26 protein-coding genes and 1 riboswitch are annotated in these 23,749 nt (G+C 72.3%); of the genes, 12 read left to right on the top strand and 14 right to left on the bottom strand.

The genetic code is table 11. The features are described 5' to 3' along the window. The first annotated feature begins 4 nt into the window (after positions 1–4). The 3 genes from DEJ20_RS16390 to DEJ20_RS16380 are packed head-to-tail and all read left to right on the top strand — an operon-like array spanning position 5 to position 2,978. Positions 5–1,000, top strand: coding sequence for an ABC transporter permease (locus DEJ20_RS16390; protein WP_258377182.1), 996 nt, complete (start codon positions 5–7; stop codon positions 998–1,000). Then, positions 997–1,911 carry an ABC transporter permease gene (locus tag DEJ20_RS16385; RefSeq protein WP_111235637.1) on the top strand — a complete coding sequence of 305 codons (915 nt, stop codon included), beginning with the start codon at positions 997–999 and terminating at the stop codon, positions 1,909–1,911. Before DEJ20_RS16390 ends, DEJ20_RS16385 begins: the two co-directional genes overlap by 4 nt. Beyond that, on the top strand, positions 1,908–2,978 hold the full coding sequence (locus tag DEJ20_RS16380; protein WP_111235638.1) for an ABC transporter ATP-binding protein: 1,071 nt from the start codon (positions 1,908–1,910) through the stop codon (positions 2,976–2,978). The genes DEJ20_RS16385 and DEJ20_RS16380 overlap by 4 nt, the downstream gene beginning before the upstream one ends. Before the next feature lie 153 nt (positions 2,979–3,131). On the opposite strand, the gene DEJ20_RS16375 is transcribed toward DEJ20_RS16380, so the two are convergent. Together DEJ20_RS16375 and DEJ20_RS16370 are read right to left on the bottom strand one after the other, a co-directional pair. Beyond that, positions 3,132–3,338 carry an NUDIX hydrolase gene (locus tag DEJ20_RS16375; RefSeq protein WP_258377183.1) on the bottom strand — a complete coding sequence of 69 codons (207 nt, stop codon included), beginning with the start codon at positions 3,336–3,338 and terminating at the stop codon, positions 3,132–3,134. Then, positions 3,335–3,616, bottom strand: a complete 282-nt coding sequence (locus tag DEJ20_RS16370; RefSeq protein WP_258377184.1) for an NUDIX domain-containing protein — start codon at positions 3,614–3,616, stop codon at positions 3,335–3,337. Before DEJ20_RS16370 ends, DEJ20_RS16375 begins: the two co-directional genes overlap by 4 nt. 60 nt (positions 3,617–3,676) lie before the next feature. Here DEJ20_RS16370 and nagB point away from each other — a divergent pair, with 60 nt between their 5' ends. Then, the gene (gene nagB, locus DEJ20_RS16365; RefSeq protein ID WP_111235639.1) at positions 3,677–4,462 is read left to right on the top strand and encodes a glucosamine-6-phosphate deaminase; all 786 of its coding nucleotides are present in this window, start codon (positions 3,677–3,679) and stop codon (positions 4,460–4,462) included. Between the two features lie 15 nt (positions 4,463–4,477). Here nagB and DEJ20_RS16360 read toward each other — a convergent pair whose 3' ends face one another. Together DEJ20_RS16360 and DEJ20_RS16355 are read right to left on the bottom strand one after the other, a co-directional pair. Continuing rightward, on the bottom strand, positions 4,478–5,653 hold the full coding sequence (locus DEJ20_RS16360) for a MalY/PatB family protein (protein ID WP_111235640.1): 1,176 nt from the start codon (positions 5,651–5,653) through the stop codon (positions 4,478–4,480). 44 nt (positions 5,654–5,697) lie between these two features. Then, entirely contained in the window at positions 5,698–6,270 is a 573-nt protein-coding gene (locus DEJ20_RS16355) for a TetR/AcrR family transcriptional regulator (protein ID WP_111235641.1), read from the bottom strand. A 77-nt stretch (positions 6,271–6,347) separates the two neighbouring features. On the opposite strand from DEJ20_RS16355, the gene DEJ20_RS16350 reads away from it, so the two are divergent. Together DEJ20_RS16350 and DEJ20_RS16345 are read left to right on the top strand one after the other, a co-directional pair. Beyond that, complete coding sequence (locus DEJ20_RS16350) at positions 6,348–7,238, top strand: SDR family NAD(P)-dependent oxidoreductase (RefSeq protein ID WP_111235642.1); 891 nt, start codon at positions 6,348–6,350, stop codon at positions 7,236–7,238. Positions 7,239–7,339: 101 nt separating this feature from the next. Beyond that, the gene (locus DEJ20_RS16345; RefSeq protein WP_258377185.1) at positions 7,340–9,787 is read left to right on the top strand and encodes a GH92 family glycosyl hydrolase; all 2,448 of its coding nucleotides are present in this window, start codon (positions 7,340–7,342) and stop codon (positions 9,785–9,787) included. Between the two features lie 16 nt (positions 9,788–9,803). Here the strand turns inward: DEJ20_RS16345 and nagA are convergent, their stop codons facing one another. From nagA to DEJ20_RS16315, 6 genes are all read right to left on the bottom strand, one after another. Next, complete coding sequence (gene nagA / locus DEJ20_RS16340; RefSeq protein WP_111235644.1) at positions 9,804–10,970, bottom strand: N-acetylglucosamine-6-phosphate deacetylase; 1,167 nt, start codon at positions 10,968–10,970, stop codon at positions 9,804–9,806. Beyond that, complete coding sequence (locus tag DEJ20_RS16335) at positions 10,967–11,374, bottom strand: YrdB family protein (RefSeq protein ID WP_111235645.1); 408 nt, start codon at positions 11,372–11,374, stop codon at positions 10,967–10,969. Before DEJ20_RS16335 ends, nagA begins: the two co-directional genes overlap by 4 nt. An 8-nt stretch (positions 11,375–11,382) precedes the next feature. Next, on the bottom strand, positions 11,383–12,243 hold the full coding sequence (gene purU / locus DEJ20_RS16330; protein ID WP_110861849.1) for a formyltetrahydrofolate deformylase: 861 nt from the start codon (positions 12,241–12,243) through the stop codon (positions 11,383–11,385). Between the two features lie 91 nt (positions 12,244–12,334). After that, positions 12,335–13,666 carry an MFS transporter gene (locus DEJ20_RS16325; protein ID WP_111235646.1) on the bottom strand — a complete coding sequence of 444 codons (1,332 nt, stop codon included), beginning with the start codon at positions 13,664–13,666 and terminating at the stop codon, positions 12,335–12,337. A gap of 114 nt (positions 13,667–13,780) precedes the next feature. Beyond that, positions 13,781–14,215 (bottom strand): MarR family winged helix-turn-helix transcriptional regulator, encoded by a 435-nt coding sequence (locus tag DEJ20_RS16320; RefSeq protein WP_220035000.1) that lies wholly within the window; start codon positions 14,213–14,215, stop codon positions 13,781–13,783. Between the two features lie 56 nt (positions 14,216–14,271). Beyond that, positions 14,272–14,727 (bottom strand): MarR family winged helix-turn-helix transcriptional regulator, encoded by a 456-nt coding sequence (locus DEJ20_RS16315; protein ID WP_111235647.1) that lies wholly within the window; start codon positions 14,725–14,727, stop codon positions 14,272–14,274. Positions 14,728–14,801: 74 nt separating this feature from the next. On the opposite strand from DEJ20_RS16315, the gene DEJ20_RS16310 reads away from it, so the two are divergent. After that, the gene (locus DEJ20_RS16310) at positions 14,802–15,674 is read left to right on the top strand and encodes an NAD(P)H-binding protein (protein WP_111235648.1); all 873 of its coding nucleotides are present in this window, start codon (positions 14,802–14,804) and stop codon (positions 15,672–15,674) included. Between the two features lie 43 nt (positions 15,675–15,717). On the opposite strand, the gene DEJ20_RS16305 is transcribed toward DEJ20_RS16310, so the two are convergent. Beyond that, the gene (locus tag DEJ20_RS16305; protein WP_027466644.1) at positions 15,718–16,191 is read right to left on the bottom strand and encodes a DUF2017 family protein; all 474 of its coding nucleotides are present in this window, start codon (positions 16,189–16,191) and stop codon (positions 15,718–15,720) included. Then, positions 16,188–16,493, bottom strand: a complete 306-nt coding sequence (gene clpS / locus DEJ20_RS16300) for an ATP-dependent Clp protease adapter ClpS (RefSeq protein ID WP_071404706.1) — start codon at positions 16,491–16,493, stop codon at positions 16,188–16,190. Before clpS ends, DEJ20_RS16305 begins: the two co-directional genes overlap by 4 nt. A gap of 38 nt (positions 16,494–16,531) precedes the next feature. Next, positions 16,532–16,616, top strand: a riboswitch (ZMP/ZTP riboswitch). A 96-nt stretch (positions 16,617–16,712) separates the two neighbouring features. On the opposite strand from clpS, the gene glyA reads away from it, so the two are divergent. From glyA to DEJ20_RS16285, 3 genes are all read left to right on the top strand, one after another. Continuing rightward, complete coding sequence (gene glyA / locus DEJ20_RS16295) at positions 16,713–17,990, top strand: serine hydroxymethyltransferase (RefSeq protein ID WP_017888107.1); 1,278 nt, start codon at positions 16,713–16,715, stop codon at positions 17,988–17,990. Continuing rightward, positions 17,987–18,922 carry a tetrahydrofolate dehydrogenase/cyclohydrolase catalytic domain-containing protein gene (locus tag DEJ20_RS16290; protein WP_111235649.1) on the top strand — a complete coding sequence of 312 codons (936 nt, stop codon included), beginning with the start codon at positions 17,987–17,989 and terminating at the stop codon, positions 18,920–18,922. Before glyA ends, DEJ20_RS16290 begins: the two co-directional genes overlap by 4 nt. 135 nt (positions 18,923–19,057) lie before the next feature. Continuing rightward, entirely contained in the window at positions 19,058–19,507 is a 450-nt protein-coding gene (locus DEJ20_RS16285) for a hypothetical protein (RefSeq protein WP_111235650.1), read from the top strand. A 124-nt stretch (positions 19,508–19,631) separates the two neighbouring features. Here DEJ20_RS16285 and galK read toward each other — a convergent pair whose 3' ends face one another. Beyond that, positions 19,632–20,771, bottom strand: coding sequence for a galactokinase (galK, locus tag DEJ20_RS16280; RefSeq protein WP_111235651.1), 1,140 nt, complete (start codon positions 20,769–20,771; stop codon positions 19,632–19,634). Further along, positions 20,768–21,865, bottom strand: coding sequence for a galactose-1-phosphate uridylyltransferase (gene galT, locus DEJ20_RS16275; protein ID WP_111235652.1), 1,098 nt, complete (start codon positions 21,863–21,865; stop codon positions 20,768–20,770). The genes galK and galT overlap by 4 nt, the downstream gene beginning before the upstream one ends. Positions 21,866–21,929: 64 nt before the next feature. On the opposite strand from galT, the gene DEJ20_RS16270 reads away from it, so the two are divergent. Both DEJ20_RS16270 and DEJ20_RS16265 read left to right on the top strand, forming a co-directional pair. Continuing rightward, a complete protein-coding gene (locus DEJ20_RS16270) occupies positions 21,930–22,784 on the top strand; it encodes a DeoR/GlpR family DNA-binding transcription regulator (RefSeq protein ID WP_111235653.1) in 855 nt (284 codons plus the stop codon). Beyond that, the gene (locus DEJ20_RS16265) at positions 22,781–23,713 is read left to right on the top strand and encodes an aldose 1-epimerase family protein (protein WP_111235654.1); all 933 of its coding nucleotides are present in this window, start codon (positions 22,781–22,783) and stop codon (positions 23,711–23,713) included. The genes DEJ20_RS16270 and DEJ20_RS16265 overlap by 4 nt, the downstream gene beginning before the upstream one ends. Positions 23,714–23,749 lie beyond the last annotated feature (36 nt).

Below are 23,749 nucleotides of genomic sequence, written 5' to 3'. Positions count from 1 at the left end.
CAGCATGACCACTGCATCGGCAGACGCGCCCGCGGCGAGCGGCGCAGCCGCGACCGACGCCGCACCGGCGACGAGCGCGACGAGCCCCGTGCGCCCGACGTCCGCGCGAGCGTCCGCCGATGCCGTCCGACGCAGCGCCGGACCCCGTGTCCGGCGCCGCGTCGGCCTCGCCTGGCTGGGGCTGACGCCCTTCGCCGCCTACGTCCTGCTGTTCCTCGCCGTCCCCGCCGTGATCGCGATCGGCAGCGGTTTCTTCGACGGCTCCGGAGCGTTCACGTTCGCGAACCTCGCGGCCTTCACCGACCCGTCCGTGCTGCGGGCGTTCGGCGGGTCGTTCGGCCTGTCCGCCGCCTCTGCGGTCATCGGTGCCGTGCTCGGTGCGGTCGTCTGCTGGGCGCTCTCGGCGCTGCGGCCGGACGGGCTGGTCCGGTCGATGGTCGACTCGGCGGCCAGCGTCCTCGCCCAGTTCGGCGGCGTCATGCTCGCGTTCGCGTTCATCGCCACGATCGGTGTGCAGGGACTCGTCACGACCTGGTTGGTGACGGTCTTCCACGTCGACCTCAACGCGGACGGCGCCTTCCTGTACACCGTGCCCGGGCTCGTGATCCCCTACGTCTACTTCCAGGTGCCGCTCATGGTCCTCACGTTCATGCCCGCGCTCGAGGGCGTCAAGGCCCAGTGGGGCGAGGCCGCCGCGACCCTCGGCGCCTCGCGCCTGACGTACTGGCGCCGGATCGCGTTGCCTGTCCTGGCGCCGGCGTTCTGGGGGTCGCTCCTGCTGCTCTTCGCGAACGGCTTCTCGTCGTTCGCCACCGCCGCGGCCCTCATCTCGCAGGGCGGCATCGTGCCGCTCACGATCCGCACGCAGCTCACCAGCGAGACGCTCGTCGGCCTGCAGAACGTCGCAGGGGTGCTCGCGTTCGGCATGGTGGTCGTGATGGCGGTCGTGATGGGCGCCTACTCGCTGCTGCAGCGCCGTGCCGCGAGGTGGCAGCGATGAGTGCGGCGGCCCCGGTGCCGCCGGTGCGACCGGCGCAGCCGGTTCGGCTCGGAGGCCCGTCCCGCGTCCGCCGCTTCGGCACGGCGCCGTCCCGTGGTGCGGCAGCGATCGTGCTCACCGTGATCGGGCTGCTGTTCGCCGTCCCGCTGGTCGCCCTGCTGCAGTTCACGTTCCGGCAGGGCACCGACGGCGGCCTGACCTTCGCGCACTGGGCAGCGATCGGCGACCCGGCCAACGCGTTCACCTACCAGCCCGTGTTCGACGGGCTCGGGGCGTCGCTCCTCATCGTCGTGATCACCGTCGGGATCGTGCTGCTCGTGCTGCTGCCCGCCCAGATCATCACCGCGCTCCGCTACCCGAGGCTCCGACGCATCCTGGAGTTCGTCTGCATCGTGCCGATCACCGTGCCGGTCGTGGTGCTCGTCGTCGGGTTCATCCCCGTGTACCAGGTCGTCTCGCAGGTCTTCGGTTCCGGCGCCTGGACGCTGGCGTTCGCGATCGGCATCGTCACACTGCCGTTCGCGTTCCGCCCGATCGCCGCTGCCATCACCGCGACGGACCTGATCGTCCTGTCCGAGGCGGCCCGCTCGCTCGGTGCCTCGTGGTGGACCGTCACCTGGCGCGTGCTCCTGCCGAACCTGCGCCGGGGCATCACTGCCGCGTGCTTCCTCACGATCACCGTGGTCCTCGGCGAGTACACCCTCGCCGCGTTCCTCTCCCGCAGCACGTTCCAGACCGGGCTCGTGCTCGTGCAGGGGACCGACCCGTACGTCGCCGCGATCTTCTCGGTCGCCGCGCTCGTGTTCGGCTTCGTGCTGCTCGTCCTCATCGGCCGCATCGGGACCCGTCGCACGGGCCGGGCCCGCCGCACCCGCACCATCCGTCGTCCCCGCACCCAGGAGTCCGCATGACCGTCACCGCTCCGGCAGCACCGGCCTCCCTCGCCACCACCGGTGCCGTCGTCGAACTCCACGCCGTCGAGAAGCACTACGGCGCGCACCGGGCCCTCGCGGGACTGTCCCTCCGCGTCGAGCCGGGGGAGTTCGTCTCGCTGCTCGGCCCGTCCGGCTGCGGCAAGACGACGGCGCTCCGCGCGCTCGCGGGGCTCGAGGAGATCGACGCCGGCTCCATCCGCATCGACGGACAGGACGTCGCCGACACCCCGGTCAACAAGCGCGACATCGGCATGGTGTTCCAGCAGTACTCGCTGTTCCCGCACATGACGGTCCGGCAGAACGTCGCCTTCGGCCTCGAGATGCGCCGGGTCCCCGCCGTCGAGCGCAGGAGCCGCGTGGTCGAGGCCCTCGACATGGTCCACCTCGGCGAGTTCGCCGAGCGCTACCCGCACCAGCTCTCCGGCGGGCAGCAGCAGCGCGTCGCCCTGGCTCGTGCCCTGGTCACCCGCCCCCGGGTGCTCCTGCTCGACGAGCCGCTGTCGGCCCTGGACGCGAAGGTCCGGGTCTCGCTGCGCGACGAGATCCGCCGCATCCAGAGCGACCTCGGCATCACCACGGTGTTCGTGACGCACGACCAAGAGGAGGCGCTCGCCGTCTCCGACCGGATCGCCGTGATGCAGGCGGGCGACATCGAGCAGATCGGCACGCCCGAGGAGCTCTACCGCTCGCCGTCGTCGGCCTTCACGGCGGACTTCGTCGGGCAGTCGAACCGGCTGCAGGGCGACCTGCGCGGGGGTGACGTCTTCGTGTACGGGTTCCGGGTGCCGGCGCTCGACTCCTCGGCCCCGGACGGCCCGGTCCTCGCCTACGTCCGGCCGGAGGACATCGTCTTCGGCCCCGAGGGCATCACCGGCACCGTCGTCACCTCGAGCTTCCTCGGGTCGATCCGCCGCACCACCGTTCGCCTGGACGACGACACCGTCGTGACCGTCCAGCACGAGGTGGGCGACCGCCGGGTCACCGGCGACCCCGTCGCCGTGCGCCTGCTCGGCGCGCCGGTGGCGGTCGCCCCGCTCGCGTAGCGGCGGCTGCGGCGACGTTTCGCGCTGAGCGACAGTCCACGCGCGACCAGACGCGTGGACTGTCGCTGCGCCTGAAACGTCGCCGGGACGCGGACGGGAGGCCCGTGGCGGCCTGGCACCGCGCCTCCAGGCCGGTGGGGCCAGCGCTGGAAGTCAGCGCTGGAAGCGCGCCTCGCGCTCGTCCGCCAGCCCGGCCTCGACGCGTGCCCGCATGTTCTCCGACATGTCGGGCAGGGCGTCGAGCCTTGCCCAGAACGCCTCGGTGTTCTCGCCGTCGGCGGGGTTCGGCGTCCCGGAGACGTACCGGCAGGCGAAGACCAGGTCGAGGTACTGCGACCGGTCGCCGTTCGGGTAGGTCATCTCGGGCAGCACCTGCACCCAGGCCAGGCCAGGCGTTCGGCGACGGCGACGACGTCGGCTTCCTCGAGGACCTCGCGCTCGGCGGCGACGGCGGGTTCCTCGCCCGGGTCGACGATCCCGGTCACCGGCGTGTACGCGCCCGTGTCGGCACGCCGCACCACGAGCAGTTCGCGATCGGCGCCGGAGCCGCGCGTCACGATCGCGCTCACGCCCGACAGCCAGAGCGGCGCCGTGCCGATCTTCTCGCGCAGGGACAGGACGAAGTCGGGGGTCGGCATGCCTCCACGCTACCCACACGACCCCTGTCGCAGACTGGTCATGACCAGTAGGCTGGCCGTGTGGAGATCATCATCCTGCCCACGCCGGACGAGGTCGGTCGCGTCGCCGCGGCCAAGATCGCGTCCGTCGTCGCCAAGAAGCCGTCCGCCGTCATCGGTCTCGCCACCGGATCCAGCCCGCAGGGCATCTACACCGACCTGCAGCGCCGGGTGCAGGCGGGCGAGATCTCGTTCGCCGAGGCCCGTGGGTTCGCCCTCGACGAGTACGTCGGCATCCCGCTCGAGCACCCCGAGTCGTACGCGGCCGTGATCGCCCGCGACGTCGTGGCACCGCTCGGCTTCGAGGCCGCACGCGTGCGGGTGCCGGACGGCCGTGCCGCCGACCTGGAGTTCGCGGCCAAGGAGTACGACGCAGCGATCCGTGCCGCGGGCGGCATCGACGTGCAGATCCTCGGCATCGGGGCCAACGGCCACATCGGGTTCAACGAGCCGACCTCGTCGTTCGCCTCGCGCACCCGCATCAAGACCCTCGCGCCGTCGACCCGTGACGCCAACGCGCGCTTCTTCGACTCGCCCGAGCAGGTCCCGACGCACTGCATGACGCAGGGTCTCGGCACCATCCTCGAGGCCCGCGAGCTCGTCCTCGTCGCCCAGGGCACGTCGAAGGCGGCGGCCGTCGCCGCTGCGATCGAGGGCCCGCTCAGCTCCTTCGTGCCCGGTTCGGCCCTGCAGCTGCACGAGCACGCGACCGTCGTCGTCGACGAGGAAGCCGCCGCCGGGCTGCAGCTCGCCGACTACTACCGGTACACGTACGCGAACAAGCCGGCCTGGCAGCGGTTCGAGTAGGCCCCGGGTTCGGGTTCAGGCGCGCGCGGCTGCGGCGAGGCGGCTGAGCCCCTCGTCGAGGGTCTCCGCCGAGCACCCGAAGTTCAGCCGCGCGAAACCCCGGCCCTGCCGTCCGAACGCCGGGCCGGAGCCGAGCGCCACCTTCGCCCGGTCGACGAGCTCCGCCGCGGGGTCGTCGCCCCACGGCAGCGCCCGCAGGTCGAGCCACGCCAGGTACGACGCCTGCGGCTGCCGGTACTCGGCGCCGGGCAGCACGTCGCCGATCCGCTCGGCCAGGGTGCGCCGGTTCGCCGCGAGCTCGGTGAGCAGCGAAGCCAACCACGGCTCGCCCTCGCTGAAGGCCGCGACGCTCGCGGTGTAGCCGAGGATGCCGGTGCGCTCGACGACCTCGGTGGGCAGTCCGTCGAACCAGGCCCGGGCCCGCTCCGAGGCGCCGATCATCAGCGCGCACTTCGTGCCGGCGAGGTTCCAGGCCTTGCTCGCACTCGTCAGGGCGACACCGAGCGATGCGGCCTCGGGGCAGGACTCCAGGAACGGCGTGAACACCGCGTCGGCGTGCACGAGCGGCGCGTGGATCTCGTCGGACACCACGACGGCGTCCCACTCGGCGGCCAGCTCCGCGAGTGCGACGAGCGATGCACGGTCGTGCACCAGGCCGAGGGGGTTGTGCGGGTTGCAGAGCAGCACCGTGCGGGCGCCGTCGGCGAACGCCTGCGCGAGGCCGTCCAGGTCCATTCGCCAGCCGGCCGTCGTGTCGAACGGGTCGGCCGGGCCCGCGGGGGCGAGCAGCGGGACCTCGGTGACGGTGCCGCCGGCCTCGGACACGTACTCCCAGAACGGCGGGTACACGGGCGGCATGATGACCACCTGGTCGCCCGGCTCGATGACCCGGCGCAGCACCTCGACCGCCGCGACCGACACGTCCGTGGTGGTGCGGACCAGATCGGGGTCGACCCGCCATGCCCAGCGGCTCTCGGCGAAGTCGGCGAACGCCTCGGGCAGGGCCCGCCCGTGCCCGACGTACCCGGTGTCGCCGTTCGTCACCGCCGTGACCAGGGCGTCGCGGATCGGTTCGGCGAGCATGCTGTCCATCTCGGCGACGAACATGGGGAGCACGTCCGGCGGGTAGGCCGTGTACTTCTCGCTCGTGCGGGACCGGTACGCATCGAAGACGGACACCATGACGCTCATGCGCCCATCCTGACAGCGAGGCACGCGGGACGCGAGGGTGGTGGTCAGGCCGGGCGGAGGCCCGCCAGCAGCACCTCGACGTAGCGCTCGGGGTCGTGCACCCGGGAGCCACCCGCCACGGCGGCCGCCCGCATCCCGCACAGGAGCCGTCGCAGGTCGTCCGCGTCGACGTCGGCACGCACGAGCCCCTCGGCCCGTGCCCGTGCGAGCAGTGCGTCGACGGACACCACCAGGTCTCCAGCGAGCGCAGCGGTGTCGGCGCACGAGAACCCGCCGTTCGTCAGCAGGTCGCCGAGGGCCGCGTCGTCGACCATGCTCCGGAACGCAGCCGTCACGACCCCGCGGAGCGCGTCCACCGCGTCGGGCAGCGCGACGGCGACACGGACGAGGTCGAGCATGTCCTCGAGCGCGTCGATCGCGAGCGCCTCGAGCAGGTGCTGCTGCGACGGGAAGTGCCGGTAGGCGGTCCCGACACCCACACCGGCCTCGTGTGCGACGGCGTTGAGGAGCGGCTGCTCGCCCCGCTCGACGAACGACCGGGCGACGTCGAGCAGCGCGGTCCGGTTGCGCTGCGCATCGGAGCGCAGCGCTTCGGGTCGGGCCATCGCGATCGTCATGCGGACACACTATCCGCTTGTGCTAGCGTTCCGGATGGATCATCCGATTCCAGACGACGAGTGAGCAGGAGACGACCATGGACACCTTCGAGTGGGAACCGTCCGCGATGCCCGACCAGCGCGGCCGGACCGTGGTGGTCACCGGCGCGACCGGCGGACTCGGGCTGGTGGTCGCGACCCGGCTCGCCGCCGCCGGAGCGCGCGTCATCGCGGTGGTCCGCAACCCCGACAAGGCGGCTCGCGTCCTGCCCGTCGGCCTGGAGGCGCGGGTCGTCGACACCGCGTCGGTCGCTTCGGTCACGGCGTTCGCCCGGCAGCTCGTGTCGGACGGCATCGTCGTGGACGCCCTCGTCAACAACGCCGGCGCGACACTGGGCGCGTTCGGGTTGACCGACGAGGGCATCGAGCGCACCTGGGCCACCAACGTCGTCGGCCCGGCCGTGCTCGCCGACGCGATGCTCCCGGTGCTCGGCGGACCGTCGCCCCGGGTCGTCCTCGTCGGGTCGAACCTGTCGCAGCGCACCCGCCGCGTGCCCGCACCGGGCGGGGTGGACGATCCGAGCGACTACTCCCAGCTCGCCGTGTACACCGACTCGAAGACGGCGGCGACGGCGCTCGCGGTCGACCTCGGTGAGCGGCTCCGCGCGGCCGGCTCGGACGTCCGCTCGGTCATCGCCCACCCCGGGATCGCGGCGACGGGGATGAACGACCAGGCCGAGACCCTCGCGCAGCGCCTCGGCGGCATGATCGCGCGCAGCATGGCCCGGACCGCGGAGGACGGCGCTCGCTCGACGCTCTGGTCGGCCACCGCGCCGGACGTCGCCGAGGGGATGTTCGTCGGGCCGGCGCTGCGTCGGGGTGACCGGCGGCTGCACGTCGTGCCCGTCCGCGGGGCCGCCGCGGATCCGGTGTTCCGGCAGCGGGTCCGCACCTTCGTCGACGAGGTCGCCGCGCGCACCGTCGTCTGACCGGGTGGGGCCGGGCCCGTCGCCGAACCCGACGTGAACAGCGGGAGAGCGCTCGGTGACGCAGGCGGCGTCCCCCGTCCGAGGGGGCTAGCGTCACCGATGTGAACCGATCTCGCGTGCACCGTCGCCCGCTCGTCCGTCCGCTTCCGCTCGCCGCGGTGGCCACGATCGCCGCACTGCTGGGCACGGCGATCGTCGCTGCGCCGGCCGTGGCCTCGCCGTCGACGCAGGCCGGACGGACCGTCAGCGATCCCGCGCGGTACGTCGACCCCTTCATCGGCACGAGCAACAACGGCAACACCTGGCCGGGTGCCACCGCGCCGTTCGGCATGATGCAGTGGAGTCCCACGGGCACCGCGGGCGACCAGACGTCGACCCCGGTCGCGAACGGCTACTCGTACGACGTGAACCGGCTGCGCGGCTTCAGCCTGACGCACCTGAACGGTGCCGGGTGTGCTCCCGGGGCTGCCGGCGACGTGCCGATCATGCCGGTCACGACCCCGGTCACGACCTCGCCGTCGGCCGACTCGAAGGACGCTGTCTACGCCGCCGGGTACTCCCACGACCAGGAGTCCGCGAGCCCCGGCCGCTACGGCGTCACGCTCGACAACGGCGTCCGCACCGACCTGGCCGTGACCACGCGTGCCGGCGTCGGCGAGTTCACGTTCCCGGCCGGCAAGGACGCGAACCTGCTCTTCCGCACGTCGAACTCGATCAACGGCAGCGAGGCCGCGATCACCCGCGTCGACCCCCGCACCCGCACGGTCAGCGGCAGCGTACTGACGGGCGGCTTCTGCAGCCGCCGCGCGAACGGCGGCGGCGCCACCAACCCGGACCGCCGCAGCTACTACCGCCTCTACTTCACCGCGACCTTCGACACGGCGTTCGCGAGCACCGGCACCTGGAAGGACGGCACGGTCCAGCCTGGAGGCACGTCCTCCTCCGGTGGGGAGGGCTACCTGACCGGCGCCGACCGCGCCGGACGCGGCTCCGGCGCGTGGGTCGGGTTCGATGCGCGTCGCGGAGCGACGGTGCAGGCGAAGATCGGCATCTCGTACGTGAGCGCGGCCGGGGCGGTCGCCAACCGTGACGGCGAGGTGACCAAGCGCTCGACCGTCGCCAGCGTGGCGGCCGGCACACGGGCCTCCTGGAACCGTGAACTGTCGCGCCTGCGCGTCGGTGGCGGCACGGCGGACCGGACCACCCAGCTGTACACGTCGGTCTACCACGCACTCATGCAGCCGAACACGCTGAACGACCGCGACGGGCGCTACCTCGGCCCGGACCTGCGGGTGCACCGGATGGACCGCGGACACCGGGCCGTCTACGGCACGTACTCCGGGTGGGACCAGTACCGGGCGCAGATCCAGCTGCTCGCGCTGCTGCGGCCGGACGTCGCCAGGGACATGGCGCAGTCGATGCTGCGGTTCGCCGAGCAGAACGGCGGGGTGTGGGACCGGTGGCTGCACCTCGGCGCGCCGACGCACGTGATGACCGGCGACCCCTCGGCCGCGACGCTCGCCACCTGGTACGCCATGGGCGTCCGGAACTTCGACGTCCGGGCCGCCTACGCCTCGCTGAAACGCCAGGCGACGGTCGAGAACGCGGACGCCGAGAGCGACATCGGGTGCCCGGGGCAGTGCCTGGCGCAGCGGCCCGCACTCGACGAGTACCTGGAGCGGCAGTACGCGGCGAACGACGACTGCTCCTGCTGGGGCGGTGCGGCCGAGACCCTCGAGGACTCGATCTCCGACAGTGCGCTCGGGTACTGGGCGGGTTCCCTCGGGCTTCGTTCCGACGCCCGGATGTTCGCCGAGCGCGGGACCTACTGGAAGAACACCTTCAACGCCGCGGTCGGCTACCAGGCCGCGCGGCAGGCCGACGGCTCGTGGACGCCGGGTTGGTCGCCGTCGACGGGGACCGGGTTCGCGCAGGGCACCAGCGCGCAGTACACCTGGCTCGTGCCGCAGGACGTGCAGGGGCTGTCCAGCGCGCTCGGCGGTGACGACGCCGCGACCGCACGGCTCGACGACTTCTTCCACGACGCCTCGGGCAACTGGGCCGTCACGGGTGGCGACGCCACGAAGTTCGACCCGACGAACGAGCCCGACATCCACACGCCGTGGATGTACAACGCCCTCGGCAAGCCCTGGAAGACGCAGGAGACCGTGCGGCAGGTCGTGGACGACGCCTACTCGACCGGCCCCGGTGGGCTGCCGGGCAACGACGACCTCGGCACGATGAGCGCCTGGTACGTCTTCGCCTCGATCGGCCTGTTCCCGCAGACGCCCGGGCGAGCGGAGATGCTCATCGGCAGCCCGACGTTCAGCACGGTCGACATCCGGCGCGCGAGTGGCGAGCGGATCGTCATCCGGTCCTCGGGGACCGAGCCCTATGTGCAGGGAGCCCGATTGAACGGGCGGACCCTCGAGCAGTCGTGGGTGCCGGCGTCGTTCGTGACGCGGGGCGGCACGTTGTCGCTGCGGGTCGGGGACACGGCGGACACGGGCTGGGCGAGCGGCGAGCGGGGGCGCCCGGTCGACCACTGAACACACGCTGCGCGCCTCAGCGCAGCTCGCGCCCGCCGCCCCAGACGCGCTCGACCTCGAGCGACGGCGACAACGCCACGAGGTCCGCGGCGAACCCCGGCGCCAGCCGACCCAGGCGGTCGCCGAGCCCGAGCGCCGCGGCCGGCACACTCGTCAGCGCCCCCACGGCCTCGGGCAGGGTCCGCCCGGCGAGCGAGACCGCGTTGCGGAGCGCCACGTCCTGCGTCAGCGTCGATCCCGCGATGGTCTCCGTCCCCGCGACGTGCGCGACACCGTCGGTCACCGTGACGTCGAGCGACCCGAGCCGGTACGAGCCGTCCGCAGCGCCGGCGGCACCCATCGCATCGGTGATCAGCGCCACCCGACCCGGCGTCGCCCGGAAGAGCGTGTCCGCCACGACCGGGTGCACGTGCACGGCGTCCAGGATGAGCTCGAGCGTCACGCGGTCGTCCGACACGGCGGCGCCGATCGGCCCCGGTGCGCGGTGGTGCAGCCCGGGCATCGCGTTGCAGGCGTGGGTCAGGATCGTCGCGCCGGCGTCGAACGCGGCTCGGGCCTGGTCGTACGTGCCGACCGTGTGGCCGACGGCGACCGTCACGCCGGCGTCGACGAAGCGGCGGACGGCGTCGAGCGCTCCGGGCAGCTCGGGCGCGATCGTGACCTGGCGGATGACACCCTCGCCCGCTTCGAGCAGGGCGTCGACCGCGGCGGGGGTCGGCTCGATCAGGAACGACTCGTTGTGGGCGCCCTTGTTGTGCGGGGACAGGAACGGCCCCTCCAGGTGCACGCCGAGCACGAGCGGGTCGGTCGCCATCACGGCGCGGACGTGGGCCAGCGAGGCCGCGAGCGCGGGGACCGGGTTCGCGACGAGCGACAGGACGGAGCGGGTCGTGCCGTGCGAACGGTGCATCGCGAGCGAACGGTCGAACGAGTCGTCCTCGTACGCCTCGGTCGCCCCACCGTGCCCGTGCAGGTCCACGAAGCCGGGCGTCAGGACCGTGTCGCCCAGGTCGACGACCCGGTCGGCCGCGGGGGCCTCGGGGCCGGAGCCGGTCGCGTGGATCGTGTCGCCGACGACCAGGACCCAGCCGTCGGCCGTGGTGCCGGCCGCGTCGACGACGCGGGCTGCGCGGACCAGCGTGCGCTGGGCCTCCTGGCCGGTCTGGAGGCCCGTGGTGCTCATGCGGTCTCCTTGCGGAACGCGATCACGCCGCTCAGGGCGGCGATCACGATGAAGACGATCCCGACGACCGGGTGGCCGATGGAGATCCAGGTCGCGCCTGCGGCGACGACCAGGGCGACCTCGACGATGGTCTTGCCGACGATGTCGGTCTCGATCGGGGACCGCGGCGACCGGAAGAAGTACCAGACGACCGCGGCGAACAGCGGGGCACCGACCATGAACAGGTAGCCGGGGAGCGGGAGCTGCCACGACCAGTAGCCCCAGAAGGCCAGGGACAGCAGGCCGAACACCATCACGGTGATCCGCAGGACCATCCAGGCCTCGAACCGCCGTCGTGGCTGCCGGACGGCGGCCGGGTCGGGAACCGATTCCCAGTCGACGGGGGACTGCGGGGCGTTGGTCATGGTGCTGCCTACTTGAAGATGATGGTGCGGGCGCCGTCGAGCAGGACGCGGTCCTCCGCGATCCAGCGCACCGCCTGGGTGAGCGTGCGGGACTCTTCGTCCTGCCCGATGGACACCAGCTCGGCCGGTTCCTTGGTGTGGTCGACGCGGACGACGTTCTGCTCGATGATCGGGCCCTCGTCGAGGTCGCTCGTCACGAAGTGCGCGGTCGCACCGATGAGCTTCACCCCGCGGGCATGCGCCTGCCGGTACGGGTTCGCGCCCTTGAAGCCGGGCAGGAACGAGTGGTGGATGTTGACGGCACGCCCCTCGAGTGCGGCGCAGAGTTCGGGCGACAGGATCTGCATGTAGCGGGCGAGGACCACGAGCTCGATGTCGTGCTCCTCCACCGCCTGCAGCACGCGCCGCTCCATCTGCTCCTTCGACTCGGCGTCGGTGACCGGGCGGTGTTCGAACGGCACGGAGTAGAACGCGGCGAGCTCGGACAGGTCCGCGTGGTTCGACAGCACGAGGGGGACCTCGATCGGCAGCTGTCCGCCGCGCTGCCGGTAGAGCAGGTCGTTCAGGCAGTGGCCCGCCTTCGACACGAGCACGAGGGTGCGCAGCGGACGACCGACGACGTCGAGCTGGACGCGGGCGTCGTAGCGGGCGGCGACGGGGGCGAGCGCGGCCTCGAAGGCGGCGCGGTCCACCGGCGCCATCACCTGCAGGCGCATGAAGAAGGTGTTCGTGTCGGCGCTGGAGAACTGCTGCGACTCGGTGATGTTGCCCTGGGCGGCGACGATCGCTCCGGAGACGGCGTGCACGATCCCGGGCTGGTCGTCGCAGACGAGCGTCAGGGTCCAGTGCGTGGGGGTCGGGTCGGTCACCGGATCAGGGTACCGGCCGCGGGGGATGTGCTTCGTGAGCAGGAACGGTCGAGTGGGCAGCGGCGACTCGACCGTTTGTGCTCACGAAGCGTCAGCGTCGGGCGTCGGCGTCCCGCAGGCGCCGGTCGGCCAGGGTCAGCACGGTCAGGAGCACCGCGACGCCGAGGATCACCCACGCCAGCACGTGCAGGTCCGGCGTCGTCGGGGCCTGGCCGAACACACCGCCGATGAGCGAGGACGCCGCGATCGCCCCGATGTACACCGCGGTGCGGGACAGCCCGGCCGCGGTGCCGATGTACTCCGCGGGGACGAGCCGGTACAGCGCCGCTTGGTTCGACACCGACGCCAGGGCCTGCGGCACCCCGAACAGCGCCGGGGTCAGGGCGAGCAGGACGACGGGCGACCCGGTGTGCAGGAAGAGCAGGAGCACGCCGCCGACGATCGGCACCAGCGCGGCGACGACGAGCGGCCCGCGGATCGCCGTCTTCCGTGCGACCACGAACGAGGCCACCCCGGCGACGATCGCGGCCGGCAGCTGGATGTACCCGGCGACGTCGCTCGGGTAGCCCGCGACGTCCTGCACCCACTGCGAGAACCCGTAGGTCATCGTGTAGGCGAGCAGGTAGGTCAGGAACAGGCGGCCGTACGTCCGGGACAACGCGCCGTTCCGGGCGAGCAGCCGCACGTCGACGAACGGTCGCACGGCCCGCAGCTCCCACACCACCAGGGCGACGAGCAGCACGACGGCCACCGCGAGCAGCCACCACAGCCCGGCGGACAGGTCGAGCAGGAAGACGAGCAGCGCCGAGACGGTCCCGGTCATCAGCACCATGCCGAGCGGGTCGAGCGCCTGCAGCACCGGTAACTCGGCGTCGTCGCGCGGACGCAGCCGGTCGGACGGCAGCCAGAGCGTCGCCACGACGATGCCGAACACCGCGAGCGGCACGTTCACCAAGAAGATCGCGTGCCAGCCGAACGCGGCGATGAGCGCCCCGCCGAGCGGTGGGCCGGCGGCGGCGGACACGAGCGACGTGATCGACAGCGCCCCGAGCACGAGCGGCGGCGTCGGCTTCCCGATCCGGGCGGAGTGCTGCCGGAGGGTGGTGAGTGCCGCCGGGTAGGCGGACGACGTCCCGATGCCGATGAGCACCCGGGCGAACACGGCGCCGCCGAACCCGGTCAGCACCTCGGGCACCACCCCGGCGATCCCGACGATGCCGAGCCCGGTCAGGAACACCTTCTTCGGGCCGAACCGGTCGGCGAGCTTGCCCATCGTGGGCTGCGCGATCGCACTCGCCAGGTACAGGGCCGCGACGAGCCAGATCGCCTGCGCCGCACCGATGCCCAGGTCACGGGAGATCGGGGTGAGGGCGACCGACACCATCGTGGTGTTGATCGGGTTGAGCAGGGGCCCGACGAGCACCGGGATGAGGAGCTTCGGGCCGAAGCCGCTGCCCGTGGTCGTGTCGGGGGTCGTGGTGGTGGTGGACGTGAGAGCGCTTCTTCCGGTTGCAGGACTGGACGAGGGGTGCGCGGGTCAGGGATCGACGATCGGCCCGAGCAGGTCCATCGCCCGCGCGACGACGCGACGGTCCGCCTCGGGCAGGGTCGCGAGCCGCTCGGCGAGCTCGCGGTTCCGCGCGGCCCAGGCGGCCTGGCGTGCGTCCCGACCGGCCGCCGTCGCGCTGACGATCGACCGCCGGCCGTCCGTCGGGTCGGGCTGCCGCTCGGCCAGGCCGAGGTCGACCAGGGCCTGGACGGTCGCGCCCATCGACTGCGGTCGGACACCCTCGGCTCGGGCCAGGTCGGCGATGGTGGCCGGCCCGTGCCGCAGCAGGCGCCCGAGGGCGGCGGTCTGCGAGGCCGTGACGTCGTCCGACTTCGAGGCCAGCAGCGACCGCCGCAGCCGTCCGTGCATCGTCAGCACGGCGTCGGCCAGGTCGGTCGGGTCGGTCTCCGGTGCGTCGGTCACGCCCCGGAGGCTAGTCCGTCACCAGCCCACCTTGCAAGTTTGCCTTCCGATACCGGTTAGGGAACGACGAAACCGACGTCGCCCGCGTCCGGCTCGAGCAGCGGGAGCAGGGTCGCCGAGACCGGCTCCGCGCCGTCGCCGAACCACGCGTTGCTCGCCCGGACGATCGGGTGGGCGCGCGCCAGCAGCGCCTCGCCCTGGTCGGTCAGCCGCATCCGGGAGGCCCGTCCCCGGCCCGGTGCGGCGCCCCGCTCCACGAGTCCCCGCGTCGAGAGCCCCCCGACGAGCGTCGTCATGCTCTGCGGTCGGACGCCGACCGCTCGCGCCAGGTCGGCCTGGCTGAGCTCGCCCGCCGCCGCGAGCTGGATGAGCGCCCCGAACTCCACGGGTGTCAACCCGAGTGGCGCCAGCTCGGCCGCGAGCTGGCGGGAGAGCGTCCGTGCTGCCCGGATCACCGTCCACGCCACGATGCCGTCGACGTCGTCGCGCGGGGCTGGGAGTTCCTGGGGCACGGGGCGATCGTACCGGCGTACATTCTGGTATCAGGAAACTGATACCAGGTTGGTCAGCGGGACGAGGAGCAGACATGGGCGAGATCGTGGCGGTCACCGGCGTGACCGGGGACGTCGGGGGCAAGACGGCGGAGCTGCTGCGGGCGGCCGGGGTGACGGTGCGTGCCGTGGTCCGACGGCCCGAACAGGTCGACGCGCTCCGGGCGCGGGGCATCGACGGACGCCTGGCCGACCTGGACGACGAGGGCGCACTCACCGCGGCGCTCGAGGGGGTCGACCGCTTCTTCCTCGTGACGCCGGTCAGCCAGCGGCAGCGCGAGCAGGGCGCCACCGGGGTCCGTGCGGCGCAGCGCGCAGGGGTCGGCCGGATCGTGCAGCTGTCGGGCGGGGACGCCGCCGAGCACTCCCCGATGTCGTGGGCGAGCGCCGCCTGGCACATCGACCGGCTGGTGCGCGAGAGCGGGCTGGCGTGGACGATCCTGCACCCCTCGTCGTTCATGACGAACGTGCAGCCCTCGGCGCCCGCGATCCGACGGGGGTGGTTCCCGCACACCACGGGCCGCGGGGTGATCGGCTGGATCGACACCGAGGACATCGCCCGGACCGCCGCACGGGTGCTGACGGAGGACGGCCACGACGGCACCGAACCGGTGCTCACCGGGCCGGACCTGCTCGATGCGCGGGGTGTCGCCGCGGCGCTCGCCACCGGGCTCGGCCGACCCGTGCGCGCCCTGCACCTGCCGAGCCGGGTCTACGCCGGTGTGCTGCGCCTGAGCGGCGTGCCCGTGTGGCAGGCCGAGGGGCTCCGGCAGCAGTTCGGCCGGGTCGTCCGCCGCGGCCTCGACGGCGTCGACGTGATGAGCGACGACGTCCGGCGCATCACCGGCACCGCACCCAGGAGCCTGACCAACTGGGCGCGAGCCCACCGCGACGACCTGCTGGGGTGACCCGCCGCACCGGAGGTGACCCGGGCCTCCAGGCCGTGGGCCGTCAGCGCGACGTGAGCGTGACGACCAGGTGTTCCTGTACGTAGCCGAGCCAGTCGTAGACGTCGCGCAGGCCGACGCCCGCGTCGGCCTCGACGGAGCGCTCCTCGTCGTCGGCGTCCTCGATGCCCAGCCGGTCGGCGATCGTCAGCCGCAGGTCGGTGAGGGTGCGGAGCCACGCCTGCTCGTCCTCGGCGTCGAGCGAACCGTCGCGGGTGCCCGTCAGCCAGTCGTGCACGATCGAGGCGTTCGTCGTCTTCTGCGTGAGCAGGTCGGACTGCGTGTACTTCCGGAACTCCGCGCTCGCCTCGTCGTCACCCGGGTAGGCGTCCGGGAACATCCGCTCGCTGATCGGGTCGGTGGACAGGTCGCCGCCGAGCACCTGCCGCAGCTGTTCGGTGAGCGAGGCGAGCAGGTCGCGCTCGCCGGAGGACAGGCCGAGGTGGACGCCGTCGGCGCGGCGGACGAACGGGATCACGCTTCGGGGGCCTTGTCGACGGTCGCCTGCAGCCCGTAGCCGTGCATGGACTGCACGTGGGCCTCCATCGACTCACGCGGGCCCGTTGCCACGATCGCCCGACCGTCGTCGTTGACCTGGTGCATGAGCCGCTCGGCCTGCTCGCGCGAGAACCCGAAGTGCCGCTGGAAGACGTAGGTGACGTACGACATCAGGTTCACCGGGTCGTCCCACACCACCGTGACCCACGGGGTGTCCGCCCGCGCACTGGTCCGTTCGTCCGTGGTGGTCCGTTCGTCCACGTCGGGCGAGAGCAGCGTCATGCATCCAGGGTGACACAGGGTGCGGTGGCTCGGTACGATCGTCAGGTCGCGACTGGCGTTGGATGGGTCACCATCGGGGAGCGACAAAGACACGGTGCGCGGCCGTACGCCTGGGCTGCACCGACCGACCGTCCGAGTGCGACCAGCTGGTCGTCCGCACACCGTAGGAGTTCCGTGTCCATTGCCGATCTGCCCCCGTTCGTCTCCGACTCGGCCGAGGTGGCCGAGCAGGCCGCCGCCCGCGCCGCGTTCAACGCCCCGCTCACCGAGGTCGACCCCGAGATCGCCGCCGTCCTGCAGCAGGAGCTCGGCCGCCAGCGCGACACCCTCGAGATGATCGCGTCCGAGAACTTCGTGCCGCGCGCCGTGCTCGAGTCGCAGGGCTCCGTGCTCACCAACAAGTACGCCGAGGGCTACCCGGGCAAGCGCTACTACGGCGGCTGCGAGTACGTCGACGTCGCCGAGCAGCTCGCCATCGACCGTGCCAAGGCGCTCTTCGGTGCCGAGTACGCCAACGTGCAGCCGCACTCCGGCGCGACGGCGAACGCGGCCGTCCTGCACGCCATCGCATCGGCCGGCGACACCATCCTCGGCCTCGAGCTCGCGCACGGCGGGCACCTGACCCACGGCATGAAGCTCAACTTCTCGGGCCGCATCTACAACGCCGTGGCGTACGGCGTCGACCCCGAGACGTTCGAGGTCGACTACGACGACATCCGTGCCAAGGCCATCGAGCACCAGCCGAAGGTCCTGATCGCCGGGTGGTCCGCCTACCCGCGCCAGCTCGACTTCGCGAAGTTCCGCGAGATCGCGGACGAGGTCGGCGCGAAGCTCTGGGTCGACATGGCGCACTTCGCTGGCCTCGTCGCCGCCGGTCTGCACCCGTCGCCGGTCCCGCACGCCCACGTCGTCTCGTCGACGGTCCACAAGACCCTGGGCGGCCCCCGCTCGGGCATCATCCTGTCGAACGACGAGACCCTGTTCAAGAAGCTGAACTCCGCGGTCTTCCCGGGCCAGCAGGGCGGCCCGCTCATGCACGTGATCGCCGCGAAGGCCACCGCGTTCCTGCTCGCCGGCACCCCGGAGTTCAAGGACCGTCAGGAGCGCACCATCCGCGGCGCCCAGGCCCTCGCCGCTCGCCTGACCGCTGATGACGCAAAGGCCGCGGGCATCGACGTGCTCACCGGCGGCACCGACGTGCACCTGGTGCTCGTCGACCTGCGCGCGTCCGAGGTCGACGGCAAGCAGGCCGAAGACCTGCTGCACGAGGTCGGCATCACGGTGAACCGCAACTCCGTGCCGTTCGACCCGCGCCCGCCGATGGTCACCTCGGGTGTCCGCATCGGCACCTCGGCGCTGGCGACCCGTGGCTTCGGCGACGCCGAGTTCACCGAGGTGGCCGACATCATCGCGCTGACCCTCATGCCGAACCCGGACGTCGCAGCACTCTCGGCGCGGGTGAAGGTCCTGACCGACGCGTTCCCGCTCTACGCGTGAGCGGTTCGGTCAGCGCGGCGCTCCCGCGCGAGCTCTGGGCCGGTGCGGGCAGTGCCGTCCGGATCGACGGCACCGCCCTCGCCGCCCGGACGCTCGACGAACTCCGGGTCCGGATCGACCGCCTGCACGAGCACGGCATCCGTCCGGGCCTCGGCACGATCATGGTCGGCTCGAACCCCGGCTCGATGTCCTACGTCGCGGGCAAGCACCGCGACTCGGCGTCGATCGGGCTCGACTCGCACCGCATCGACCTGCCCGAGACGGCGTCCGCTGCCGACATCCGGGCCGCGATCCTGCAGATGAACGACGACCCCCGGGTCACCGCGTTCATCGTGCAGCTCCCGCTGCCGCAGGGCATCGACCCGACGCCGATGCTCGAGCTCATGGACCCGTCGAAGGACGCCGACGGCCTGCACCCGACGAACCTCGGCGAGCTGGTGCTCGCCGTGCCCGGTGGCGCCGGCACGATCGACGCACCGCTGCCGTGCACCCCGCGGGGCATCGTCGCGATGCTCGACGCGTACGAGATCCCGATCCGTGGCGCGCACGTCACGATCATCGGCCAGGGGCTGACCGTCGGGCGGCCGCTCGGCCTGCTGCTCACGCGGCTCGAGGCGACCGCGACCCTGACGCACTCGCTGACCGCCGACGTCGCCGCGGAGTGCCGTCGCGCCGACATCATCGTCGCCGCGGCCGGGGTCGCCGGGCTCGTCAAGCCGGACTGGGTCCAGCCCGGTGCCGCCGTCATCGACGTGGGCATCACCCGCGTGGTCAACGAGGAGACCGGCAAGGCGAAGCTGCACGGCGACGTCGACCCCGCGGTCGCGTCGGTCGCGGGCTTCCTGTCGCCGACCCCCGGTGGCGTCGGGCCGATGACCCGCGCGATGCTCATGAAGAACGTCGTCGAGGCCGCCGAGCGCCAGCTGTCGTAGCGCGCGGGAGCGTGCGCTCGCGTGGCGCTCGCGTGGCGCTCGCGTGGCGATGGTGTGCAGCAATGGTCGGGTGGCGTCATCGCACCGGACCATTGCTGCTCACGTAGTGCACTCCGCCGGTGCTACGGTCGCGGCATGGGGGACGAACGGCTGCAGACGACGCCGGTGATGCGAGCTCGGCCCGAACCGTCGCAACTGACCAAGGACGCCCGGTGGCTGATCGTCATCGTGGTGCTCTGCGTGCTGTTCCAGGCTCCGGGGTCGACCTGGGCGACGACCTTCGTGCACGCCGGCCAGGAGTACACGTTCACGTCGGGCCCCTGGTCCGGATGGACGCTCGCGACGGTCGGGTTCGCGGTCGCCGGGTTCGTCGTCGCGATCGCCCGCCGTGGTGCAGCCCGCTTCGACGAGCACACCGTGATGGGCCTGACCCTGGCCGCCGTGCTCGGGACCACCGCGCTGGTGTGGCTGCTCATGCCGGCGCAGACCGCGTGGGTGGAGTGGGCCGTGGAGCACGGTCGGACGCACCCGTTCGTGGTCGGGAACGTGGTGGAGTACGTCCGGTACGCGGACTACCTCGGCTGAGTCGGCGGGCGCGCGGCGGGACGCTGCTGTTCTTTCGCGCTGAGCGGCAGTCCACGGGCTGATCGCCGCGTGAACTGTCGTTGAGCGCGAAACGTCGAGCGCGCCCGCGAGCGGCGGAGCGCCGTCAGTCGCGCCGGGCGCCCTGCGCGGCGTGCACCGTGAACACGTTCGGCTCGCGGAACCCGGCGTCGGCGAAGGCGGCGGTGACAGCGGCGGTGATCGCCCCGCGTGACTCCTGGTCGACCAGCGCGATCGCCGCACCGCCGAACCCACCACCGGTCATGCGCGCACCGACGGCACCGTGCTCGACCGCGGTCGCGACGGCGAGGTCGAGCTCCGGCACGGAGATCTCGAAGTCGTCGCGCATCGACTCGTGCGACGCGACGAGCAGGGAACCGATCGCCCGGGGACCCTGTTCGCGCAGCGTGCGGACGGTGTCGAGGACGCGCTGGTCCTCGGTCACGATGTGCCGTACGCGGCGGAAGGTCTCGTCGTCCAGGAGCTCCTGCGCACGAGGCAGGTCCTCGACGCTGACGTCACGCAGGGCCTCGACACCGAGCACCCGCGCACCCTTCTCGCACGAGGCCCGACGAGCCGCGTAGCCACCGGTCGCGTGGGCGTGCTCGACGCGGGTGTCGATCACCAGGACCTCGAGCCCGTTCGCCTCGAGCGCCAGGTCGACGACGGCGGTGTCGAGCGTGCGGCAGTCGAGGAACACGACGGCGTCCTGCTCGCCGAGCAGCGAGGCGGACTGGTCCATGATCCCGGTGGGGGCACCGACGGCGTGGTTCTCCGAGTACTGCCCGACGCGCGCCAGGGTCTTCCGGTCGAGGCCGAGTTCCCACAGGTCGTTGAACGCAAGCGCGACACCGCACTCGATCGCCGCACTGGACGACAGGCCGGCACCGACCGGCACGTCGGACTCGATGAAGACGTCGAACCCGGACTTGTCGTCCAGATCGGCACCGGCCTGCTCGCGCAGGGCCCAGGCGATGCCGAAGACGTACGCCGACCAGCCGCCCATCGCCTCGGGCGACAGGTCGTCGAGGGACAGCGCCACCGGCTCGCTCGTGGCGTCGAAGGCGGAGGCGACGCGGATCGTCCGGTCGGCGCGCTGCGCGATGGAGGCGGTGGTGCGACGGTCGATCGCGAAGGGCAGCACGTAGCCGTCGTTGTAGTCGGTGTGCTCACCGATCAGGTTGACGCGACCCGGAGCGGAGTACCGCACCGTCGGCTCGTACCCGTAGACCTGCTGGAACGTCATGCGCGCTCGACTCCCTGTCGGATGAACTCGGCCGCCTTCTCGGGCACGAGGTCCCCGATCCAGGCACCCATGGCGGCTTCGCTGCCAGCCAGGAACTTCAACTTGTCCGCCGCACGTCGCGGCGAGGTGATCTGCAGCATCAGCCGCACGGTGTCGCGGGCGGTGTGCACCGGTGCCTGGTGCCACGCGGCGATGTACGGCGTCGGGTCGCCGTAGAGCGCGTCGAGCCCGCGGGTGAGCCGGAGGTGCATGTGCGCCAGCTCGTCCTTCTCGGCGTCGGTCAGGCCGGCGAAGTCGGGGACGTGACGATGCGGCAGCATGTGGATCTCGATGGGCCAGCGCGCGGCGAACGGGACGAAGGCGGTGAAGTGCTCGCCAGCGAGGACGACCCGCTCGGAACCCCGCTCGTTCGCGAGGTGCTGCTCGAACAGGTCCGGCCCGAACCGCTCGATGCTCGCGAGCAGGCGCTGGGTGCGCGGCGTGATGTACGGGTACGAGTAGATCTGCCCGTGCGGGTGGTGCAGCGTGACGCCGATCGCCTCGCCCCGGTTCTCGAAGGGGAACACCTGCTGGATGCCCGGCATCGCGGAGAGTGCGGCGGTGCGGTCGGCCCAGGCTTCGACGACGGTGCGGGCACGCGACTCGGAGATGGAGGCGAAGGACCCGGACGTCTCGGGCGAGAAGCACACGACCTCGCACCGGCCGACCGAGCGGAGCTGGCGGTTCAGGCCGACGTCGCTCAGGGACTCGAGTGACTCGGGAGCGTCGTCGGCTTCGAACAGCGGGCCGAACGACGGCGAGCGGTTCTCGAACACGGCGACGTCGTAGCGGCTCGGGATCTCGGACGGGTTGGCCGGGCTCTGGGGTGCGAGCGGGTCCTGGTCGGCCGGCGGCAGGAACACCCGGTTCTGCCGGGACGCCGCGATCGACACCCACTCGCCCGTCAGGACGTCCTGCCGCATCCGCGCCGTCTCGGGCCGCGGGTCGAGCACGCGCTCGTCGATGCTGCGTTCTGCGGGCAGCGTCGAGTCGGCGTCGTCGAAGTAGAAGAGGTCGCGGCCGTCCGCGAGCTTCGTCACGCGCTTGGTGATCACCGGAACAGCCTAGCGCCCATCCGAAGCGTTGCGAAAGACATCGGAAGCAAGCGAAACTGTGCACATGACGGACGCCGACCTCTCCTTCCTCGCCGGCGCGCTGCCCGCGCCCCTCCGGCAGGACCGCATCGTCGCGATCGTCGAAGGCGCCCCCGGCATGGTCCGGACGGCCGCGTTGGCCGCGTCCCTCGGCACCAGTGAGGTGACGGTCCGCCAGGACCTCGCCGTCCTCGACCAGGAGGCCCGGATCCGGCGGGTGCACGGAGGCGCGGTCCGCCTCGGGGCCGGGTTGACCGAGCGCCCCTTCGAGGAGACCGCCGTCGAGCACCAGGTGGCCAAGGCCGCCATCGGCCGTGCGGCCGCTGCGCTGGTCCGCCCGGGGGAGTGCGTCGTCCTCGACGTCGGCACCACGCCGGCCGCCGTCGCCGAGGCCCTCGTGGCGCGCACCGAGCTCACCGGCGTCACGGTCGTCACGAACTCCCTCACCACGGCGCTCGCGCTCGAGCGAGCTGTCCCGCGCTTCACCGTGATCGTCACCGGCGGCACCCTCCGGCCCCTGCAGCACTCGCTCGTCGCCCCCTTCAACGGCGCGGTCCTGCCGATGATCGCCGCGGACCTCGTGTTCCTCGGCGGGACCGGACTCGACGTCGACCACGGCCTGACGAACGTGAACCTGCCCGAGACCGAGGCCAAGCGGATGCTCGCGGCGACGGCCCGGCGTACGGTCGTGGTCGCGGACGGGTCGAAGTTCGGCCGGGCCCACATCGGGGTCGTCCGCGCGCTCGAGGACATCGACGTCGTCGTCACCGCCGAGGCCGACGCCGCCGTGGTCGCCACGATCCGGGCGGCCGGGGCCCAGGTGATCGTCGCCGACGGCGAGCAGCACACCGAACCAGCCGGAAGGAAGAACACCGCATGACCGCAGCACCCACGGGTGGCCAGTACCGCCTCCACCACGCCGGACCCGACGGGGTCGTCGAAGCCGTGGTCACCGAGGTCGCCGCGGGCATCCGCGAACTCCGCGTCGCCGGCTTCGACATCACCGAGCCGTTCCCCGTGACCGAGCAGCCGCCGGGGGCGAACGGCATCGTCCTGGCACCCTGGCCGAACCGCGTGGCCGGTGGTGTGTGGGAGCTCGACGGCAAGCGGCAGCAGCTCGACGTCTCGGAGCCGAAGTACGGCAACGCCTCGCACGGCCTGCTCCGGTTCGCCCCGTACCGGGTGGTGTCGCAGACCGAGACCTCGATCCAGCAGGAGGCGACGATCCACCCGCAGCACGGGTGGCCCTTCACCCTCGAGACGCGCGTGCTGCACGAACTCGTCGACGACGGCGTCCGTGTCACGCACGAGGTCACGAACCGCTCGGGCGTCCGTGCACCCTTCGCCGTCGGCGCCCACCCGTACCTGCGTGCCGGTGACACCCCCGCCGACGACCTGGTCGTCACGCTCGACGCCGCGACCGCCTTCACCGTCGACGAGCAGAAGGTGCCGAACGGTTCGGTGCCGGTCGAGGGCACGCCGTACGACCTGCGCCAGGGGCGACGTGCCGGGGACTCGGACCTCGACACCGCCTACAAGGACGTCACCCCCGACGCCGACGGGATCCGCCGCACGACGATGCACGGGCCCGAGGGCGACGGTGTGGAGCTCTGGCAGGACGCCTCGTTCCCCTACGTGCAGGTCTTCACCTCGCGCGAGTACCCGCGGGGCGACGGGAAGGGCCTGGCCGTCGCGGTCGAACCGATGACGGCGCCCGCGAACGCCCTGAACTCGGGCGAGGGCCTGCGCTGGCTCGAGCCGGACGAGACCTGGACCGGTTCGTGGGGGATCCGCCGCGTCTGGTCCTGAGGAGTCCGGTCGGCGCCACCACCGACACGAGGAAGG

The organism is Curtobacterium sp. MCSS17_005 (assembly GCF_003234225.2).
GTDB lineage: Bacteria > Actinomycetota > Actinomycetes > Actinomycetales > Microbacteriaceae > Curtobacterium > Curtobacterium flaccumfaciens.
This window is presented reverse-complemented; position numbering and strand designations above follow the sequence as displayed.

Coding starts and splice junctions, on each gene's coding strand:
- DEJ20_RS16310 (WP_111235648.1), top strand. CDS start 14,802: ATGGGCGAGATCGTGGCGGTCACCGGCGTGACCGGGGACGTCGGGGGC.
- DEJ20_RS16350 (WP_111235642.1), top strand. CDS start 6,348: ATGGACACCTTCGAGTGGGAACCGTCCGCGATGCCCGACCAGCGCGGC.
- DEJ20_RS16265 (WP_111235654.1), top strand. CDS start 22,781: ATGACCGCAGCACCCACGGGTGGCCAGTACCGCCTCCACCACGCCGGA.
- DEJ20_RS16285 (WP_111235650.1), top strand. CDS start 19,058: ATGGGGGACGAACGGCTGCAGACGACGCCGGTGATGCGAGCTCGGCCC.
- DEJ20_RS16380 (WP_111235638.1), top strand. CDS start 1,908: ATGACCGTCACCGCTCCGGCAGCACCGGCCTCCCTCGCCACCACCGGT.
- DEJ20_RS16375 (WP_258377183.1), bottom strand. CDS start 3,338: ATGACCTACCCGAACGGCGACCGGTCGCAGTACCTCGACCTGGTCTTC.
- nagA (WP_111235644.1), bottom strand. CDS start 10,970: ATGAGCACCACGGGCCTCCAGACCGGCCAGGAGGCCCAGCGCACGCTG.
- DEJ20_RS16355 (WP_111235641.1), bottom strand. CDS start 6,270: ATGACGATCGCGATGGCCCGACCCGAAGCGCTGCGCTCCGATGCGCAG.
- DEJ20_RS16390 (WP_258377182.1), top strand. CDS start 5: ATGACCACTGCATCGGCAGACGCGCCCGCGGCGAGCGGCGCAGCCGCG.
- DEJ20_RS16360 (WP_111235640.1), bottom strand. CDS start 5,653: ATGAGCGTCATGGTGTCCGTCTTCGATGCGTACCGGTCCCGCACGAGC.
- DEJ20_RS16385 (WP_111235637.1), top strand. CDS start 997: ATGAGTGCGGCGGCCCCGGTGCCGCCGGTGCGACCGGCGCAGCCGGTT.
- clpS (WP_071404706.1), bottom strand. CDS start 16,493: ATGACGCTGCTCTCGCCCGACGTGGACGAACGGACCACCACGGACGAA.
- DEJ20_RS16270 (WP_111235653.1), top strand. CDS start 21,930: ATGACGGACGCCGACCTCTCCTTCCTCGCCGGCGCGCTGCCCGCGCCC.
- DEJ20_RS16335 (WP_111235645.1), bottom strand. CDS start 11,374: ATGACCAACGCCCCGCAGTCCCCCGTCGACTGGGAATCGGTTCCCGAC.
- DEJ20_RS16370 (WP_258377184.1), bottom strand. CDS start 3,616: ATGCCGACCCCCGACTTCGTCCTGTCCCTGCGCGAGAAGATCGGCACG.
- galK (WP_111235651.1), bottom strand. CDS start 20,771: ATGACGTTCCAGCAGGTCTACGGGTACGAGCCGACGGTGCGGTACTCC.